Source organism: Brachybacterium ginsengisoli (genome assembly GCF_002407065.1).
GTDB classification, from domain to species: domain Bacteria; phylum Actinomycetota; class Actinomycetes; order Actinomycetales; family Dermabacteraceae; genus Brachybacterium; species Brachybacterium ginsengisoli.
On sequence record NZ_CP023564.1, the window covers coordinates 1609486 to 1625506 of the forward strand.

At 72.2% G+C, this 16021-nt stretch carries 14 protein-coding genes; 12 read left to right on the plus strand and 2 right to left on the minus strand.

Features of this window, described 5'->3' with window-relative positions:
- Positions 1–19: 19 nt before the first annotated feature.
- The 10 genes from CFK41_RS07125 (at position 20) to CFK41_RS07170 (ending at position 11876) form a co-directional block, all read left to right on the plus strand.
- On the plus strand, positions 20–916 hold the full coding sequence (locus tag CFK41_RS07125; RefSeq protein WP_096799027.1) for a DUF58 domain-containing protein: 897 nt from the start codon (positions 20–22) through the stop codon (positions 914–916).
- A complete protein-coding gene (locus CFK41_RS07130) occupies positions 903–1415 on the plus strand; it encodes a hypothetical protein (protein WP_096799028.1) in 513 nt (170 codons plus the stop codon). Before CFK41_RS07125 ends, CFK41_RS07130 begins: the two co-directional genes overlap by 14 nt.
- On the plus strand, positions 1412–2428 hold the full coding sequence (locus tag CFK41_RS07135; RefSeq protein WP_227873243.1) for a vWA domain-containing protein: 1017 nt from the start codon (positions 1412–1414) through the stop codon (positions 2426–2428). The genes CFK41_RS07130 and CFK41_RS07135 overlap by 4 nt, the downstream gene beginning before the upstream one ends.
- Positions 2428–3423: a vWA domain-containing protein gene (locus tag CFK41_RS07140; RefSeq protein ID WP_096799030.1), complete on the plus strand. Its 996-nt coding sequence runs from the start codon at positions 2428–2430 to the stop codon at positions 3421–3423. The genes CFK41_RS07135 and CFK41_RS07140 overlap by 1 nt, the downstream gene beginning before the upstream one ends.
- Positions 3420–4376, plus strand: a complete 957-nt coding sequence (locus tag CFK41_RS07145) for an ICP22 family protein (protein ID WP_227873244.1) — start codon at positions 3420–3422, stop codon at positions 4374–4376. Before CFK41_RS07140 ends, CFK41_RS07145 begins: the two co-directional genes overlap by 4 nt.
- A gap of 13 nt (positions 4377–4389) precedes the next feature.
- Positions 4390–5592 carry a cysteine desulfurase family protein gene (locus tag CFK41_RS07150; RefSeq protein WP_096799031.1) on the plus strand — a complete coding sequence of 401 codons (1203 nt, stop codon included), beginning with the start codon at positions 4390–4392 and terminating at the stop codon, positions 5590–5592.
- Positions 5593–5698: 106 nt separating this feature from the next.
- Positions 5699–6787 (plus strand): tRNA 2-thiouridine(34) synthase MnmA, encoded by a 1089-nt coding sequence (mnmA, locus tag CFK41_RS07155; RefSeq protein ID WP_096799032.1) that lies wholly within the window; start codon positions 5699–5701, stop codon positions 6785–6787.
- A complete protein-coding gene (locus CFK41_RS07160) occupies positions 6784–7908 on the plus strand; it encodes a hypothetical protein (RefSeq protein WP_096799033.1) in 1125 nt (374 codons plus the stop codon). The genes mnmA and CFK41_RS07160 overlap by 4 nt, the downstream gene beginning before the upstream one ends.
- A gap of 49 nt (positions 7909–7957) precedes the next feature.
- Complete coding sequence (locus CFK41_RS07165) at positions 7958–10504, plus strand: NAD-dependent DNA ligase LigA (RefSeq protein WP_227873245.1); 2547 nt, start codon at positions 7958–7960, stop codon at positions 10502–10504.
- A gap of 118 nt (positions 10505–10622) precedes the next feature.
- Positions 10623–11876 carry a hypothetical protein gene (locus CFK41_RS07170; protein ID WP_227873246.1) on the plus strand — a complete coding sequence of 418 codons (1254 nt, stop codon included), beginning with the start codon at positions 10623–10625 and terminating at the stop codon, positions 11874–11876.
- Positions 11877–11889: 13 nt separating this feature from the next.
- Here the strand turns inward: CFK41_RS07170 and CFK41_RS07175 are convergent, their stop codons facing one another.
- A complete protein-coding gene (locus tag CFK41_RS07175; RefSeq protein WP_096799035.1) occupies positions 11890–14109 on the minus strand; it encodes a RecQ family ATP-dependent DNA helicase in 2220 nt (739 codons plus the stop codon).
- 139 nt (positions 14110–14248) lie between these two features.
- Here CFK41_RS07175 and CFK41_RS07180 point away from each other — a divergent pair, with 139 nt between their 5' ends.
- Complete coding sequence (locus CFK41_RS07180) at positions 14249–14836, plus strand: hypothetical protein (RefSeq protein WP_096799036.1); 588 nt, start codon at positions 14249–14251, stop codon at positions 14834–14836.
- A complete protein-coding gene (locus CFK41_RS07185) occupies positions 14820–15719 on the plus strand; it encodes a hypothetical protein (RefSeq protein WP_096799037.1) in 900 nt (299 codons plus the stop codon). Before CFK41_RS07180 ends, CFK41_RS07185 begins: the two co-directional genes overlap by 17 nt.
- 18 nt (positions 15720–15737) lie before the next feature.
- Here CFK41_RS07185 and CFK41_RS07190 read toward each other — a convergent pair whose 3' ends face one another.
- Positions 15738–15956, minus strand: a complete 219-nt coding sequence (locus tag CFK41_RS07190; protein ID WP_096799038.1) for a hypothetical protein — start codon at positions 15954–15956, stop codon at positions 15738–15740.
- Positions 15957–16021 lie beyond the last annotated feature (65 nt).

Consider the following 16021-nt stretch of genomic DNA (forward strand, 5'->3'; position numbering starts at 1 on the left):
CGGAGGGCGGGAGCACCCCATGGCGACCTCGCTGATGACCCGGGTCAAGGCCCGGGTCGACCTGCACACCTCGAACCGGGCGCGCGGGCTCATCCAGGGCCGCGGCCGCTCGCTGTTCAAGGGCAGCGGCGAGGACTTCGACGACCTGAAGTACTACCAGCCCGGGGACAAGATCTCCGACATCGACTGGAAGGCCACCGCGCGCTCCGGCGAGCCGCTGATCCGGCAGTTCAACGAGGAGCGGGTGCGTCACCTGTCGATCGTCGTGGACACCTCCTCGGCGATGGCCGCCACCGCCGGGGACGGCAGCTCGAAGCGCGACGCGATGATCCTCGCCGCCGGCATGGTCTGCTTCCTGGCCCAGAAGAACGGCGACCTGGTGGGCATGGTCGCCGGCCACGAGCAGCAGCCGATCCAGCTTCCGGCGCGCTCGAGCGACGGCCACCTGGAGCTGCTGCTCCGCACCGCCCAGCAGGCCACCACCACGGCCGCCGGGCCGGCGGACAGCTCCTGGCTGCTCGAGCGGGCGTTCCGCGTGACCATGCGGCCCACGCTGATGACGATCATCACCGACGAGGCCCATCCGACGGTCGAGGACTTCACGCTGCTGCGCCGCCTGACCACGCGGCACGACGTGATGGTCATCCGCATCGCCGATGCCGACCCGCTCCAGGGGGCCGCCCTGGAGCAGGACGTGGTGGACGTCGACTCCCCGCGGGAGATCGCCTCCCTGGCCCGGACCTCCAAGCGGGTCGCGCACGACGTCGAGGCCTACCGGGCGGCGCGCCGGGACGGGATCGCCGAGATGCTGGACCGCCTCCACATCACCCACATGCTCACCCAGGGGGAGACCACCGTCGTGGACGACATGATCGCCCTGCTGCGGTCGAGGGAGTACCGCAATGCCCATTCCTGAGCTGCTCGGCCGGGCGCCGGCGCTGCTGGCCGAGCCCGCGCCGGCCGAGATCATCGACCCGCCCCAGTACTCCATCGCCTGGATCATCCTCGCGGTGCTCTGCGTGCTGGTGATCGTCGCCCTGATCGTGGGCACCCTGAAGATCACCCGGGCCATCGAGAAGCGGGTCGCCTACCGCCGTCGGCCCGATGACGTCCAGGCCCTGAAGGCCGAGTTCCTCCGCGCCGTCAACGACATCGCGGACCGCCATGAGGCCGGGGAGCTGGAGAGCCGGGAGGGGCATCACGAGCTCACCGGCGTGATGCGCCGCTTCGTGCGCCGCACCACGGGGCACGACGTCACCAGCCAGGACCTCGCCACGCTGCTGGCGGACCAGCGCACCCGCGCCGTCGGCGAGCTGATCGGCGACCTCTACGAGCCCGACTTCGCGAAGTCCTCCGGGCGCGACCTGCGCGATTCCGTGCGCCGGGCGAGGGAGGTGATCCGCACGTGGTCATGACGTTCTGGTGGGTCACGGGGCTGCTCCTGGTGGCCGCGCTCGCGGTCTGGGCGATCACCTTCTGGAACCGCCGCGCCATGCGTCGATCTCCGCTGCTGGTGGCGAATTCCCAGTACATGGATCGGATCCCGAGCTTCGTGCGGGCCCAGCGCGCGGCGCGGGTGCTGCGCGTGCTGCAGGTCGGCGTCGCCGTGTTCGCGGTGATCGCCGCCTCGGTGCTGTCGGGGAGGATCGCCAGCGAGCGCATCGAGACCCCGGAGTTCTCCTCGCGCGACATCGTCCTGTGCCTGGACGTGTCGGGGTCGATGTACGAGTACGACGCCGAGATCCTCTCGACCTTCGCGCAGATGGTCGACTCCTTCGAGGGGGAGCGGGTGGCGCTGTCGATCTTCAACTCGACCAGTCGGACCGTGTTCCCCCTGACCAACGACTACGACCTGATCAAGCGGGAGCTGGAGAACGGCGCGACGGCGATCGACTTCGACGAGTTCGGCTACCGGCTGGGCAACCGGGACTACTCGGAGGAGAAGGTGCGCCAGTACGTCGAGTTCACCGAGGGCACCAAGGGCATTGCCGACGAGGCCTCCGTCGTCCCCGACGGCCTCGCCTCGTGCGGGCAGGTCTTCGACCGGGGTGAGGAGGACCGATCCCGGTCGATCATCTTCGCGACCGACAACGAGGTCAACGGGCAGCCGGTCTTCACGCTGCAGGAGGCGACCCAGCGGATCGCCGACCGTGACGTGGACCTGTACACCTTCTACCCCGGCGCCTACGAGTGCGGTCCCCAGTGCTTCGAGGAGCTCCAGACGGCCACCGAGGACCAGGACGGCGAGCTGTACGAGTCCTCGGACCCCGAGGCGATCCCCTCGATCATCAACCAGATCCAGAAGTCCCAGGCGGAGGTGCTCGGGGCGACCCCGACCGTGGTGCGCACCGATCACCCCGGCATCGGGTTCGTGCTCACCTTCCTCTCCCTGGTGGGGATCCTCGTGCTGGGATGGAGGAACCGCTGATGCGACTGATGCCCCTGATGCCCCTGTGGGCCCTGATCCCGCTGTTCCTCGCGATGCTGACGCTCTGCACGGTGCTGCTGGTGCGCCGCTCGCGGCAGCGGGTCATGTGGGGACGGCGCCTGCTGATGGTGCTGCTCCTGCTGGGGGTCGCCCTGCGACCGGTGACCCCGCTCGAGGCCGAGCAGACCGAGCGGATGAACGCCAACGTGTTCTTCGTGGTGGACCGCACCGGCTCGATGAACGCCGAGGACTACGCCGGCGACTCCCCGCGGCTGGACGGGGTCAGGGCGGACATGAACCGGGTCATGTCGATGACCGAGGGCGCCCGCTACTCGATCATCGCCTTCGACTCCACCGCCACCCAGCAGCTCCCGCTCACCACCGATGCCGGGGCCGCGAAGGCCTGGGTGGACACGCTGACCACCGAGCCCACCGCCTACTCGAAGGGTTCCAACGTGGATCGTGCGCTGAACCCTCTGATGGTGGCGATCACCGAGGCCCAGCGGGACGATCCCGACTCGAGCGTGCTGGTGTACTTCCTCTCCGACGGCGAGAACACCGACGGCAAGGAGTCCGAGTCCTTCAGCCAGGCGGCCGGTTTCATCGACGGCGGCGCCGTGCTCGGCTACGGCACCCCCGAGGGCGGACCGATGAAGGCCCAGGGTGGCGCGGACGACGGCGAGTACATCACCGGCGCCGACGGGGCGCAGGGAGTCTCGAAGATCGACACGACGCAGCTCGAGACCATCGCGGGCGAGCTGGGCACGCCCTATCTGCATCGCGATGACCCGGAGGCGGAGATCGAGGGCACCATGGAGGGGATCACCCTGCGCGCGGTGCCCACCGAGTCGCACCGGGATGTGGCGAGCTTCGAGGACTGGTACTGGGTGGCCTCGATCCCGCTGGCCGCGCTGCTGATCTGGGAGCTGGGCGAGATGACCTACCGCCTGCCCCGCAGGCTCGACCGCTACGACATCCGAGGAGCACAGGGATGAGCACACCGTCGGTCCAGGATGCGCGTCCCCGGCCCTCTGCCGCGCCGTCGGCCCCTGTCGGGGCGCTGGAGCAGGATGTCAGCGGCAGCCCGAAGGACTTCGGGCTGAACGTGAAGCGGCTGCGACGGACCCGCCTGATCGTCTTCGCGATCCTCTCGCCGGTGATCCTTCTGCTCGCGCTGCTGGCGGTGCGCTTCGTCTCGATGCCCATCACCCAGGCCACGCATCTCTCCTCCTACGGGGACGGTGACTACCCCGCCTCGATCGAGCGCCTGGCGCCCGTGGAGTTCGTCAACTGGTTCGAGCCGTACCTGCCCCACCTGTCCAAGGGCACGGCCCTGCTGCAGCAGGGCGAGGACGCCGCCGCCGAGGAGGAGCTGCGCACCGCCCTGGACGAGTGGAACTCGCACCAGGACCTGAACGCGCCGCTGCACGCCCAGTGCAAGATCCTCAACAACCTCGCGATCTCCATCGAGCGCCAGGCCGATCAGATCGAGGATCCGCAGCAGCGCGCCGACCGCCTCTACGAGGCCGAGGAGCTGCTGGCCCCCTGCGCCGGCGGCGGCGGCGGTGGTGAGGGCGAGGGCGAGGGCGGCGGTGGCGGCGGTTCCGGCAACGAGGACTCCGAGACCACCGAGGGCAACGGGGAGCGTGTCGAGGAGAAGCGTCGCGAGGCCGACGAGGAGGCCGGCAACGACCCCGACGACCGCGGCGAGGAGGCCCCTTCCGAGCCCGGCGACGAGCAGGGCGGCACGCCCGAGCAGCAGGATCCCGGCGAGCCCAAGAAGTCTGATCCCGAGGGGGACGGGCCTGACGAGGAGGCACCCACCAGCGGCGGCTCCGAGGACGAGAAGAAGGACGACGAGGTCGAGAACCGCAACCGCGACGCACAGGGCGGTCAGGGCGAGGAGGATCCCGGGGGCGGCTCCGAGGACCCGGTCGAGCCGTGGTGAGCGGAGGCCTCCGATGACGATCGCCGACCACGAGCGCGCCTACCTCGACCACGCCGCGACGACGGTGCTGCGCCCGGTGGCGAGGGACGCCTTCCTCGAGGCCTCCCTGGTGCGGGGCAACCCGTCCTCGGTGCACTCCTCGGGCCGTCGCGCACGGGCCGTGCTGGATGACTCGCTCGCACGGATCGCCGAGCTGCTCGGGGTCCCGCGCAGCTGGCTGATCATGACCTCCGGGGGCACCGAGGCCGACAACCTGGCGCTGCGGGCGGTGCCCCTGGGTCGGCGCGAGAAGGATCCCGCCCGCCGCGTGGTCGCCGTCGCGGCGACCGATCACCCTGCGGTGCTCGCGACCGCGCGTTCACTGGCCGGCGCCGGGACGTCCGACGGCACCGGCTTCGAGGTGCGCGAGCTGCCGGTGGACGGCGCCGGCGCGCTGGTCCGCGCCGGGGTGGTGGACGCGCTGGCCGACGGGACGGTGGGCGTGATCAGCGCCGCGCTGGTGAACAACGAGACCGGCGCCGTCCAGGACATCGCCGCGCTCGCGGAGCTCGCCCGCGCGCACGGCACCCTGGTGCACACCGACGCGGTGCAGGGTGCGGGCCACGTGCCCCTGCCGGACTGGCGGCACGTGGACCTGATGTCCCTCTCCGGGCACAAGGTCGGCGCCCCGGTCGGGGTGGGCGTGCTGGTGGCCCGGCCCGAGGTGCCCTTCGCCTCCCTCAGCACCGGCGGCGGCCAGCAGCGCGGGGTGCGCTCGGGCACGCTGGACGCCGCGCACACCGCCGCCTTCGCCGCGGCGCTCGGCGAGGCCCTGGCCGAGCGCGAGGAGCAGTCCGTGAGGCTGGGCGCCCTGGCCGCGCGTCTCCGAGCGGGGTTGCGCGAGATCGATCCGGAGGTCCGCTTCACGCTCGAGGAGGGCGCGCCGCGCGCCCCGCACATCGTGCACGTGGTGTTCCCCGGCGCGGATCCCGACTCCCTGCTCTTCCTGCTCGACGAGCGCGGGGTGGACTCCTCGGCGGGCTCCGCCTGCTCGGCCGGTGTGACCCAGGCCAGCCCCGTCCTCGCCGCGATGGGCATCCCGGACGCGCAGGCCCGCGGCGCGCTGCGTCTGTCGCTGGGCTGGACCAGCACCGATCGAGACGTGGACATCCTGCTCGCAGCCCTGCCCGAGTCGCTCGCCCGGGCCCGAGCCGTCGGGGCGCTGATGCGGGGCTGAGCCCTCGGCGACAGGGGCGCATCTCACGTCACCCCGACCCCTCCGTCGGCTGCTGCCCTCCGTAGACTGCCAGGCGCAGAAGCAACCGCGAGGAGGGCGACGAGGCATGAAGGTGCTGGCAGCGATGAGCGGCGGAGTCGACTCCGCCGTGGCCGCCGCGCGCGCCGCCGAGGCCGGCCACGAGGTGGTCGGCGTGCACATGGCGCTGTCGAAGAACCGCGACCAGACCCGCACCGGATCCCGTGGCTGCTGCACCGTCGAGGACGCCTCCGACGCCCGACGGGCCGCCGAGCGGATCGGCATCCCGTACTACGTCTGGGACCTCTCGGACGACTTCCACGACCTCGTGGTCCAGGACTTCCTCTCCGAGTACTCCGCCGGCCGCACCCCGAACCCGTGCGTGCGCTGCAACGAGCGGATCAAGTTCGCCTCCCTGCTCGAGCGCGCCACGCTGCTGGGCTTCGATGCCGTGTGCACCGGCCACTACGCCTCGATCCGCGCCGACGGCCCGGACGGCGCGCCCTCCCTGCACCGTTCGCGCAACATGGCCAAGGACCAGTCCTACGTGCTCGCCGTGATGGGGCCCGAGGCCGTGGGCCGTTCGCTGTTCCCGCTGGGGGAGTACGAGACCAAGGACGAGGTGCGCGCCGAGGCGCGCACGCGCGGGCTCGGCGTCTCCACCAAGCCCGACAGCTACGACATCTGCTTCGTCGCCGACGGCGACACCCGCGGCTTCCTGGAGAGTCATCTCGGCGAGGCGCCGGGGGAGGTCCTCGACACCGACGGAGAGGTGCTCGGCACGCACCGCGGCACCCATGGCTTCACCATCGGGCAGCGCCGCGGCCTGGGGATCCAGCAGCCCGCCCCCGACGGCGCCCCGCGCTATGTCGTCGACATCGACCCCGCCGCGAGGCAGGTGGTGATCGGCGCCGCCGAGCTGCTCTCGACCAGCGAGCTGGTCGCCACCGACGTCGTCTCCTTCGAGCCCCTCGACGAGGGGCGTCCCGTCCATGCCCAGATCCGCGCCCATGGCGAGGCGGTCCCCGCCCGGATCCTCGAGGCCCCCACCTCCGGCGAAGGCACCCTGCGGGTGGGGCTCAGCACCCCGCTGCGCGGTGTCGCGCCCGGTCAGACGCTCGTCCTGTACGACGCCGACCGGGTCCTCGCCGCCGCCACCCTGGAGCGACGCGCATGAAGCCTCTGGTCACCCTCACCGGGGACGGCACCTTCCGGCCCCCGACGTCCGACGAGACCCTCCGCCTGGAGCTGCCCGACGATCCGCACCTGGCGGCGCTGCTGCGCGTGCGGGCGCTGCTCGGCGACGACCTCGAGGAGCAGATCGCCACCCGGCTCTACCTGCCCTCCGCCCTCGGCCTCGACGAGACCGACCACCTCCTGCCCGCGACCCTCGCGCTGCTCGCCGACACGACCGGCGATCTCGTCAGCTACGGCTGGCGCCTGGGCACCGGCACCGGCCGTGCCTGGCAGCACGCCCGGGAGCTGCGCGAGCGGATGCTGGATGCCGCGCGGATCGCCCTGCTCGGCTACGAGGGCCCGCTCATGACCACGGCGCTCGGCCCCGCGACCCTCGCCGGCGCGACCTTCCTGCAGTCCGGGGAGCGCACCCTCGGGGATCCCGGAGCGGTGCGCGACCTGCCGATGCTGCTGGCCGAGGGGCTCGTCGAGCACCTCGGCGTGCTGGCGGAGCGGGTGCCCGGCGCCGAGCAGCACGTGCTGCTGCGCGAGGACGCCGTCGCCGCGGTCCACGAGGGCCGCATCCCCACGCCCTCCGGTCGGCGCCGGTACTCGCCGCTGCCCGCCCCGGAGATCGGCATGCTGTGGCGGATCCTCATCGTCGCGCTCGAGGAGTACGGCCTCGGGGCTGATTCCGTCACCGTGGGCGTCGGCGCCGATCTCGAGCTGCTGCGCGCCGCGCGCGAGGCGGGCATCCGCCGCCTGGCGATCGCTCCGCGGCGCCTGCCGTCCCTGTCCACGGACACCGGCCGTGCGCTCTGGGAGGGCATCGCCGAGGCCTGCGACGACGGTGCCGTGCTCGAGCTGGTCGTCGACCCGCGTCCGGGCGGCAACCTCGGCCCCGAGCTGGAGACGATGTTCGAGACCTGGCGCCGCCTGGGCCATTCCGATGCCGACGCCGCGGGCGTCGCCGTGATCGCGCACACCGGCGCCTCGCACGATCTGCACTCCGGCCGCGTGGATCCCTCCGAGCAGCCGCGCACCTCGACCCTGCTCGACGAGCGGGCGCTCGAGGCCCTGCTGCGCATCGCGCCGGCGTGGGCCGAGCGACTCGTCTCCTGAACCGGGGCTCGGCCGTGCCGCTGTCTCCCCGGTGCGTCACAATGATGCGGTGACGACGAACGAGATCCCGACGGCCGACGAGACCGCCCAGCAGCGCATCGCGGAGCTCACCGCGCAGATCGAGCAGGCCCGCGTCGACTACTACGAGCACGACGCGCCCACCCTGGCCGATGCCGAGTACGACCAGCTCGAGAAGGAGCTGCGCGCGCTCGAGGAGGCCCACCCGCAGCTCGCGGCCGAGGACTCGCCCACCCGCACCGTGGGCGGTGCAGCCGCCGCCGGCCTGCCCACGATCGATCACGCCGAGCGCATGCAGAGCCTGGACAACGTCTTCTCCCTCGAGGAGCTGCGCGAGTGGTGCGCCCATGCCGCCGCCGAGCTCGGCGGGAGCGCGCGCTACCTCACCGAGCTGAAGATCGACGGCCTCGCGATCAACCTCCGCTACGAGGACGGCGTGCTGGTCACCGCCGCGACCCGCGGTGACGGCCGCACCGGTGAGGACGTCACCGTGAACGCCCTGCGCATCGAGGGCATCCCGCAGCGCCTCTCCGGAGACGGCCATCCGCCGCTGGTCGAGGTGCGCGGCGAGGTGTTCATGCCGACGGCGGACTTCGAACGCCTCAACGACCTCCAGGTCGAGCTGCGCGGTCGCGCCGTCGAGGAGTCGCGGAAGCGCTGGGAGTCCCGTCAGGCGAGCGGCCGCCGCGCCTTCGACGAGCAGCGCGAGCAGCTGGCCGCCACCCGGCGCTTCCCCACCTTCGCCAATCCGCGCAACACGGCCGCCGGCGGCCTGCGTCAGCAGCTGGACAAGAAGGACGGGCTGGAGCGGGAGGCCGGGGAGGCCCGACTCGCCGGGCTGCGCCTGACCGTCCACGGCCTCGGCGCCTGGCCCGATCCTCCAGTGGACTCCCAGAGCGAGATGTACGAGCTGCTGGCCTCCTGGGGTCTGCCCACGAGCCGCCACCTGGGTGTCGCGGACACGATCGACGAGGTCGCCACGTACGTCGAGCACCACGGCGAGCACCGCCACGATCTCGAGCATGAGATCGACGGCATCGTCGTCAAGGTCGACGCCTTCGCCCAGCAGCGGGCGCTGGGCTCCACCTCCCGCGCCCCGCGCTGGGCGATCGCGGTGAAGTTCCCGCCCGAGGAGGTGACCACCAAGCTGCTGGACATCCAGGTGCAGGTGGGCCGCACCGGGCGCGTCACCCCCTTCGGTGTGATGGAGCCGGTGACCGTCGCCGGGTCCACCGTGGAGAAGGCGACCCTGCACAACCAGTTCGACGTGGAGCGCAAGGGCGTGCTGATCGGGGACACCATCGTGCTGCGCAAGGCCGGTGACGTGATCCCGGAGATCCTGGGCCCGGTCGAGTCGCTGCGCGACGGCAGCGAGCGCCCCTTCGTGATGCCGACCGCCTGCCCCGCCTGCGGGACGGAGATCCGCCCCGAGAAGGAGGGCGACAAGGACTGGCGCTGCCCCAACCAGCGCGACTGCCCTGCCCAGGTCACCGGCCGCGTCGAGCATGCCGGATCGCGCGGCGCCTTCGACATCGAGTCGCTCGGGGAGGAGAGCGCGATCGCGCTCACCGACCCGGACAAGCGCCGCCCCGAGGCCCTGGCCGCCCTCGCCGAGGGCCATGCCGTCTTCCTGCCCATCCGGGATCTGGAGGACACCGAGGCGGAGGCCTTCGCGGTGGTCAAGAACGGCCGGGTGGTCGAGGGGACCGACGGGGTGCCGCTGCTGCGGATCACCTCGGCCGAGGATCCGCTGCTCCCCGCGCTCCAGCAGCCCGTGATCGACACCGGCGCGGACCTCTTCGACCTCACCTCGGAGCAGCTGGCCGAGGTGGTGGTGTGGCAGCCCGAGCGCCGCGACGGCGAGCCGACGGGGGACTGGCGCATCCAGCCGGCGTTCTGGACCCGAGCCCAGTTCCGCCACTACAAGCGCGAGAGCACCTGGAAGCAGGTGAAGTCCCCGGCCGCCCTGAAGACCACCGAGGAGCTCCTGGCTGAGCTCGAGCGGAAGAAGGACCAGCCGCTGTGGCGCGTGCTGGTCGCGCTCTCGATCCGCCACGTGGGCCCGTCGGCGGCCCGCTCCCTCGCGACCGCCTACGGCACCATGGACGCGATCCGCGCGGCAGGCGTCGAGGAGCTCGCCGGGACCGACGGGGTCGGCCAGATCATCGCCGAGGCCGTCGTGGAGTGGTTCGCCGTGGACTGGCATCGCGAGATCGTCGACGGCTGGGCCGCCTCCGGCGTGCGGATGGCCGACGAGGTCGAGGAGGGCTTCGTCAAGACCCTCGAGGGCCTCACGATCGTCGTCACCGGCGGGCTGGACGGATTCAGCCGCGACGGCGCGAAGGAGGCGATCATCTCCCGCGGCGGGAAGGCCTCCGGCTCCGTCTCGAAGAAGACCGACTTCGTGGTGGTCGGCGAGAACGCCGGCTCGAAGGAGACCAAGGCCCGGGACCTGGGCCTGCGCATCCTCGACGAGGCCGGGTTCGTGGCCCTGCTCGCGGGCGGCGCCGACGCGATCGCCCTTCCGGAGGACGAGGCGGACGGCACGGAGGGTGTCGAGGAGACTGCCCCCGAGTGAACAGGCGGTGAGCAGCCCCCCGGGCCGCGGCCTTCGCTGATCGGCGTCCTCGACATCGCCCACCGGTGATGGAAGGGTGCGTGATGCACATCGCACCCGACAGGAAGGCTGCTCGGCCATGAGCGCCCTGCGTCCCGCACAGGACCCCCGCCCGACGACAGCCGCTGACGGACGGTCCGCGCGCCTCGACCTCGACCGACGCACGCTGCTGCGCGGTGCCGGACTGCTCGGCACCCTCACCGCCGCCACCGCGGCCGGGGGAGTGCTCGCTCCCGCGCACGCGGCGTCCGCGCCCACCGAGGTGGATCCGGCCGCCTACAGGCTGACCGCGGACTACACGGAATACACCGCGCGCGTCGAGGCGCTGCTCGAGCAGGCCGGGCGGGCGAGCGTCAGCCAGGTGATGGACGACGCGAACCACGAGCGCACCCCGGCCACGGTGATCGACACCCAGGTGCACGGGTTCCGCTTCGCCACGAGCGACGAGAACGACCCCGATGCCTTCCCGCAGGGGATCGCCACCAGCCGCGACGCGGTGGGCACCGCGGGGGACGGCCGTTACGACGGGCGCCAGGTGATCGCCGTCAGCTTCTACAACAACTCCCCGAAGTCCAGCCGCATCAACCTCATCGACTGGGACGCGAACCACCCGAACGCCTATCGACGGATCCTGCTCGTCGAGCCGACCGGTACGGCCGAGGAGCCCAGCTTCCAGGACGTGAAGATCCACGCCGGCGGGATCGCCTGGTACGGGGACCTGCTCTACGTCGCGGACTCCGCCGCGAAGCCCGGCGGGATGCGGGTGTTCGACATGAGCAGGATCCTCACCACCGACACCGGCGGCACGAAGGACCAGATCGGCCGGGTGGGCGACACCTTCCACGCGCACAACTACGCCTACGTCCTGCCGCAGGTCGGCACCATCACCTCCGCGGTGGACGAGGGCACCGAGCCGCTCGTGTGGTCGACGATCTCGCTGGACCGGGTGACTCGGTCGATCGTCATGACCGAGTACCGCTGCGAGGACTGCACCGACTACCCCATGGGCACGACCCGTGCGCTGCGCTTCGACTTCCAGGAGGGTTCACCCACCTTCGCCGCGTCCACCACGGCCTCCGATGCGCTCGAGGTGCCCCTGCACTACCTCAACGGCGTCGGCTCCCACAACGGGCGTTGGTGGTTCAACAGCTCGCGGCACAAGACCCTCGACCACTGGCCCGGCACGGGCGAGCTCACCACCTACCCCTGGGTCTCCTGGGGGCAGTCGCTGAGCTACTGGGAGGACGAGGACGGCCCCGACCTGCTGTGGTCCCTCACCGAGGGCGAGGGGTTCCGCGCGGTGTTCGCGGTCGAGCAGGGCGACTACAGCTGACCGTCGGCGGCGCTCAGGCCTGCTGCGCCAGCGCCAGCGGCAGCACCGGTCCGGAGCCGGCGCGGCGCAGCAGCCGGGCGGCGACGGCGCTCGTCCAGCGGGTGTCGATCACGTCGTCGACCAGCAGGACCGGCGCACCGTCGAGGGCGTCGAGCCGCGACTGCAGCTCGGGACCCACGGCGAAGCGCTCCCACAGGTCCGCGACGCGGAAGGCGCTGTTCCCGCCGCCGCGCAGCGGGCCGGCGCCCGGAGCGAGGTCGAGCGTGCCGAGGTCCTCCAGCCGACCGATCGAGGCGATGCCCGCGGCGAGCGATCCCACCAGCTGCGGCCGGGTGGTCGAGGGGACCGCGACGACCGCCACGGGACGCTGATCCCATCCCCAGTCCTTCAGCACCTCGACGATCCGGGAGCCGATCCGCTCCGGCACGACGGCATCGACGGGGCGTCCGTCCTCGTCGGTGCGCAGCAGCTCCCGCAGCGGCACCGCCCACCCCAGATCCGACATGCGGGCGATGACCCGCCCCTCCGCAGCGCGCTCTCCCTCCGGGATCCGACCCTTCGGTGCTCCGGCGCCGAGCAGCCGGTCGAGCCCCGAGGGCCAGCTCGCCCGCGGCTCGACCGGCACGCCGACCCGCTCGAGCAGGGCCGCGACGCGCTCGTCGGCCCCGTCGGACGCGGTCGTGTCCCCGCCGGCGGTGGAGGCCGGAGCGTCGGGAGCGGGGAACCAGGGCCCTGCGCACACGTCGCAGCGGCCGCAGAGCTCGGCGGTCGTGTCGTCGAGCTGCCGGGCGAGGAACACCATCCGGCACTGCTCGGGACCGCCGGCGAGCCGTTCGTACTCGAGCATCGCCTGCTGCTCCTCGCGGCGTGCGCGGGCCACGGTCCCGTAGCGCTCGGCGTCGTAGTGCCAGGGCGCCCCGGTGGAGATCCAGCCGCCCTTGACGTTCTGGACCGCCCCGTCGACGGCGAGCACCTTGAGCAGCAGCTCGAGCGCGCTGCGGCGCACGTCCACCCGCGCCTCCAGCGCAGGGGTGCTCAGTGGTGAGCCGGCCTCCGCCAGCGCCGTGAGCACCTGCGCGGCGCTCTCCTGCGAGGGCATCGAGGAGGTCGCGAAGTACTCCCAGATCGCCCGATCCTCCTTGCCGGGCAGCAGGAGCACATCCGCCCGGTCCGTCGCGCGCCCCGCACGTCCCACCTGCTGGTAGTAGGCGACGGGGGAGGAGGGCGCCCCGAGATGGATGACGAAGCCGAGGTCGGGCTTGTCGAAGCCCATGCCCAGCGCGCTCGTCGCGGCCAGGGCCTTGACCTCGTTGTCCTTGAGCGCCTGCTCGAGCTCGGCCCGCTCCTCGGGGTCGGTGCGACCGGTGTAGGCGCGCACGCGCCGTCCGGGTCGGTCCAGGAGGGAGGCGAGATCCTCCGCGGCGGAGACGGTCAGCGCGTAGATGATCCCGGAGCCCTCGAAGGAGTCCAGGTGCCGTACCAGGTAGTCCAGGCGCTGTCGGTCATCGGCCAGGCTCAGCGAACCCAGCCGCAGGGACTCCCGGGTGAGGGAGCCGCGCAGGGTGAGCACGTCCGAGCCTTCACCGCCCGTGCCGAGCTGCTCGGCGACGTCGGTGACCACCCGGGAGTTGGCGGTCGCGGTGGTGGCGAGGACCGGCACATGAGCTCCGAGCTCGGCGACGAGGTCGCGCAGGCGGCGGTAGTCGGGTCGGAAGTCGTGCCCCCAGTCGGAGATGCAGTGCGCCTCGTCGATGACCAGCAGCCCGCAGCGGTCCACGAGCCGCGGCAGCTGCTCCTCCCGGAAGCGCGGATTGACCAGGCGCTCGGGGGAGACCAGGAGCACGTCGATCGCATCGGCGGCGAGGCCCTCCTCGATGTCCCGCCACTCGGTGGGGTTCGCGGAGCTGATCGCCTCGGCCCGCACCCCGGCGCGGTGGGCGGCCGCGACCTGATCGCGCATGAGGGCGATCAGCGGGGAGATGATCAGCGCGGGTCCCGAGCCGCGACGACGCTGCAGGAGCGCCGAGAGGAAGTACACCGCGGACTTCCCCCAGCCGGTGCGCTGCACCACGAGGACCCGTCGGCGCTGCTCGACCAGCGCCTCGATCGCCTCGAACTGGCCGTCGTGGAAGCTCGCGTCGGCGCGACCGGTCAGGGCGCGGAGGGCCTCGAGGGCCTCGTCGCGCAGCGCCGAGCTGCCGTCGGGTCCGGGAACGGTGGCGGTGGTGTCCATGCCCCCAGTGTGGCAAGCCGGGCCGACGTCCGGGCGTTCCGGCCTCCCGATGTGGACGGCCGACCCTTTCTGAGACCACTCTCATGGTGCTCTCATCCTGCTGGACACCTGTCTCATCCCGCATCCCTACGGTGTGCCCATGAGCCTGGACGCCACCTCCCCCCGATCCCTGGGCGCCTCGACGCCCGACACCGCCGCGAGCCGAGCGATCGTCGGTCTGCTGACCGCTGCGCTGCTGACCGCGGTCGCCCTGCCGGCCCGGAACCTCGGCCGACGGGGCGAGGTGCGCGACTCCTTCCCCTTCAGCCACTACCCGATGTTCTCGGCGAAGCGGAAGCCCCACTACTGGGTGACCCATCTGCTGGGCATCGAGGCCGACGGCACCTCCCGGCCGCTGCACTATTCCTATCTCGGCACCGGAGGGCTGAACGCCGTGCGCCGCCAGGTGCGCCGACGTGTGCGCGACGGGGACGGGCCGCTGCTGGCCGAGCACGTCGCCGAGCTCCTGGCCCAGCGCGACCGCCCCGCCGACCGGGGCGTGGTCCGGGTGGAGGTGGTGCGCGGCCGCTACCTCGTGGACCCGTTCATGCGGGGTCGGGACCGCGACGAGTTCACCACCGCCCTGCGGGTCAGCGGCACCGCGGTGGTCCCCGGGCGGGCGATGCTCCGTGCCGGTCGCGATCCGCTGGGCGTCACCGAGGGACAGGGGCATGAGCATGCTGCGTGAACTCGCCTCGGCCGCCCGTCGGCACCTCGCCCCCCGTGCCTCCGCGACCACGCCTGCTCTGCTGCGCATCGCGGTGGGCGGCTACCACCTGTGGCACGTCGGCTCCCGACGGAAGCTGTACCGGGGCGTGCACCGCACCGATCCGGCGAGCTTCGATCCGGTGGGCCCTGCCCGGGTGCTGCGCAGGCCCCTGCCACCCCGAATCGCGGACGCCCTGCTCGACGCCTCCCTGGTCACCGGTGCACTGTTCACCGCGGGCATCGCCCATCGGGTGACCGGTCCTGTGCATTCGGCGCTGCAGACCTGGAACTTCTCCTACCGCAACTCGTGGTCGATGGTCTTCCACCACGAGAACACCCTCGTGCTGCACACCATGGTGCTCGGTGTCGCACCGGCGGCGGATGCGCTGAGCTTCGACGCCCTCGTGCGGGACGGCGCCGCGTGCCCGCCTCGCCGCTCCTGGATGTACGGCGCGACGCCGACCGTCATGAACGCGGCCGTGACGATCACCTACCTGCTGGCCGGGATCGCGAAGTTCACCGGCGGCGCCGGGACGTCCTGGGCGGACGGGGCGAACATGCGCGGTCAGGTGGCCTTCGACGCGCTGCGCAAGGAGATGCTGGGGGAGGAGTCCTCACCCCTGGGACGAGCCCTCTACCCGCACCAGGGGCTCTTCACCGTGATGGCGGCGGTCTCCCTGGTGCTCGAGCTCGGCGCTCCGCTGGCCCTAGCGGATCGGCGCCTGGGCAGGCTCTTCGCGCTCGGTGCGTTCTGCATGCACTGGGGGATCAAGGTGATCATGCGGATCACCTTCCCGTACAACCTCTCGGGAGTCCTCTACCTGCCGTTCCTGCTCATGCCGCCGCCCGATCCGAGGGCCTGAGCGTTCCCGGGGGCCGGTTCAGGACTCGGTCGAGTCCTCCTGGGCGGACTCCGCCTCCAGACGGCGCAGCCGCTCCGAGGTCGACTCGTCGTCTCGCAGCGGATCCTCCTTGGTGGCCAGCGCCCGGCGCATCCGCGCCTCGAGCTCCTGGGCCTCGCGGAGCACCGGATCCTCGGACGGCGTCTCCCCGTCCTCCGGGTCGTGGGCGTGGAAGTCGATGTTCGGGTCGACGGACATGGCGGAGTCCCTTCGTCAGCGGTGGAGGCGCCGAGTCTAACGAAGCCGGCCAGCCGACGCCCTGA

Bases quoted from the DNA above. Each gene is read 5' to 3' on its own strand.
- CFK41_RS07125 (WP_096799027.1), top strand. From the start codon at position 20: ATGGCGACCTCGCTGATGACCCGGGTCAAGGCCCGGGTCGACCTGCAC.
- CFK41_RS07130 (WP_096799028.1), top strand. From the start codon at position 903: ATGCCCATTCCTGAGCTGCTCGGCCGGGCGCCGGCGCTGCTGGCCGAG.
- CFK41_RS07135 (WP_227873243.1), top strand. From the start codon at position 1,412: ATGACGTTCTGGTGGGTCACGGGGCTGCTCCTGGTGGCCGCGCTCGCG.
- CFK41_RS07140 (WP_096799030.1), top strand. From the start codon at position 2,428: ATGCGACTGATGCCCCTGATGCCCCTGTGGGCCCTGATCCCGCTGTTC.
- CFK41_RS07145 (WP_227873244.1), top strand. From the start codon at position 3,420: ATGAGCACACCGTCGGTCCAGGATGCGCGTCCCCGGCCCTCTGCCGCG.
- CFK41_RS07150 (WP_096799031.1), top strand. From the start codon at position 4,390: ATGACGATCGCCGACCACGAGCGCGCCTACCTCGACCACGCCGCGACG.
- mnmA (WP_096799032.1), top strand. From the start codon at position 5,699: ATGAAGGTGCTGGCAGCGATGAGCGGCGGAGTCGACTCCGCCGTGGCC.
- CFK41_RS07160 (WP_096799033.1), top strand. From the start codon at position 6,784: ATGAAGCCTCTGGTCACCCTCACCGGGGACGGCACCTTCCGGCCCCCG.
- CFK41_RS07170 (WP_227873246.1), top strand. From the start codon at position 10,623: ATGAGCGCCCTGCGTCCCGCACAGGACCCCCGCCCGACGACAGCCGCT.
- CFK41_RS07175 (WP_096799035.1), bottom strand. From the start codon at position 14,109: ATGGACACCACCGCCACCGTTCCCGGACCCGACGGCAGCTCGGCGCTG.
- CFK41_RS07180 (WP_096799036.1), top strand. From the start codon at position 14,249: ATGAGCCTGGACGCCACCTCCCCCCGATCCCTGGGCGCCTCGACGCCC.
- CFK41_RS07185 (WP_096799037.1), top strand. From the start codon at position 14,820: ATGAGCATGCTGCGTGAACTCGCCTCGGCCGCCCGTCGGCACCTCGCC.
- CFK41_RS07190 (WP_096799038.1), bottom strand. From the start codon at position 15,956: ATGTCCGTCGACCCGAACATCGACTTCCACGCCCACGACCCGGAGGAC.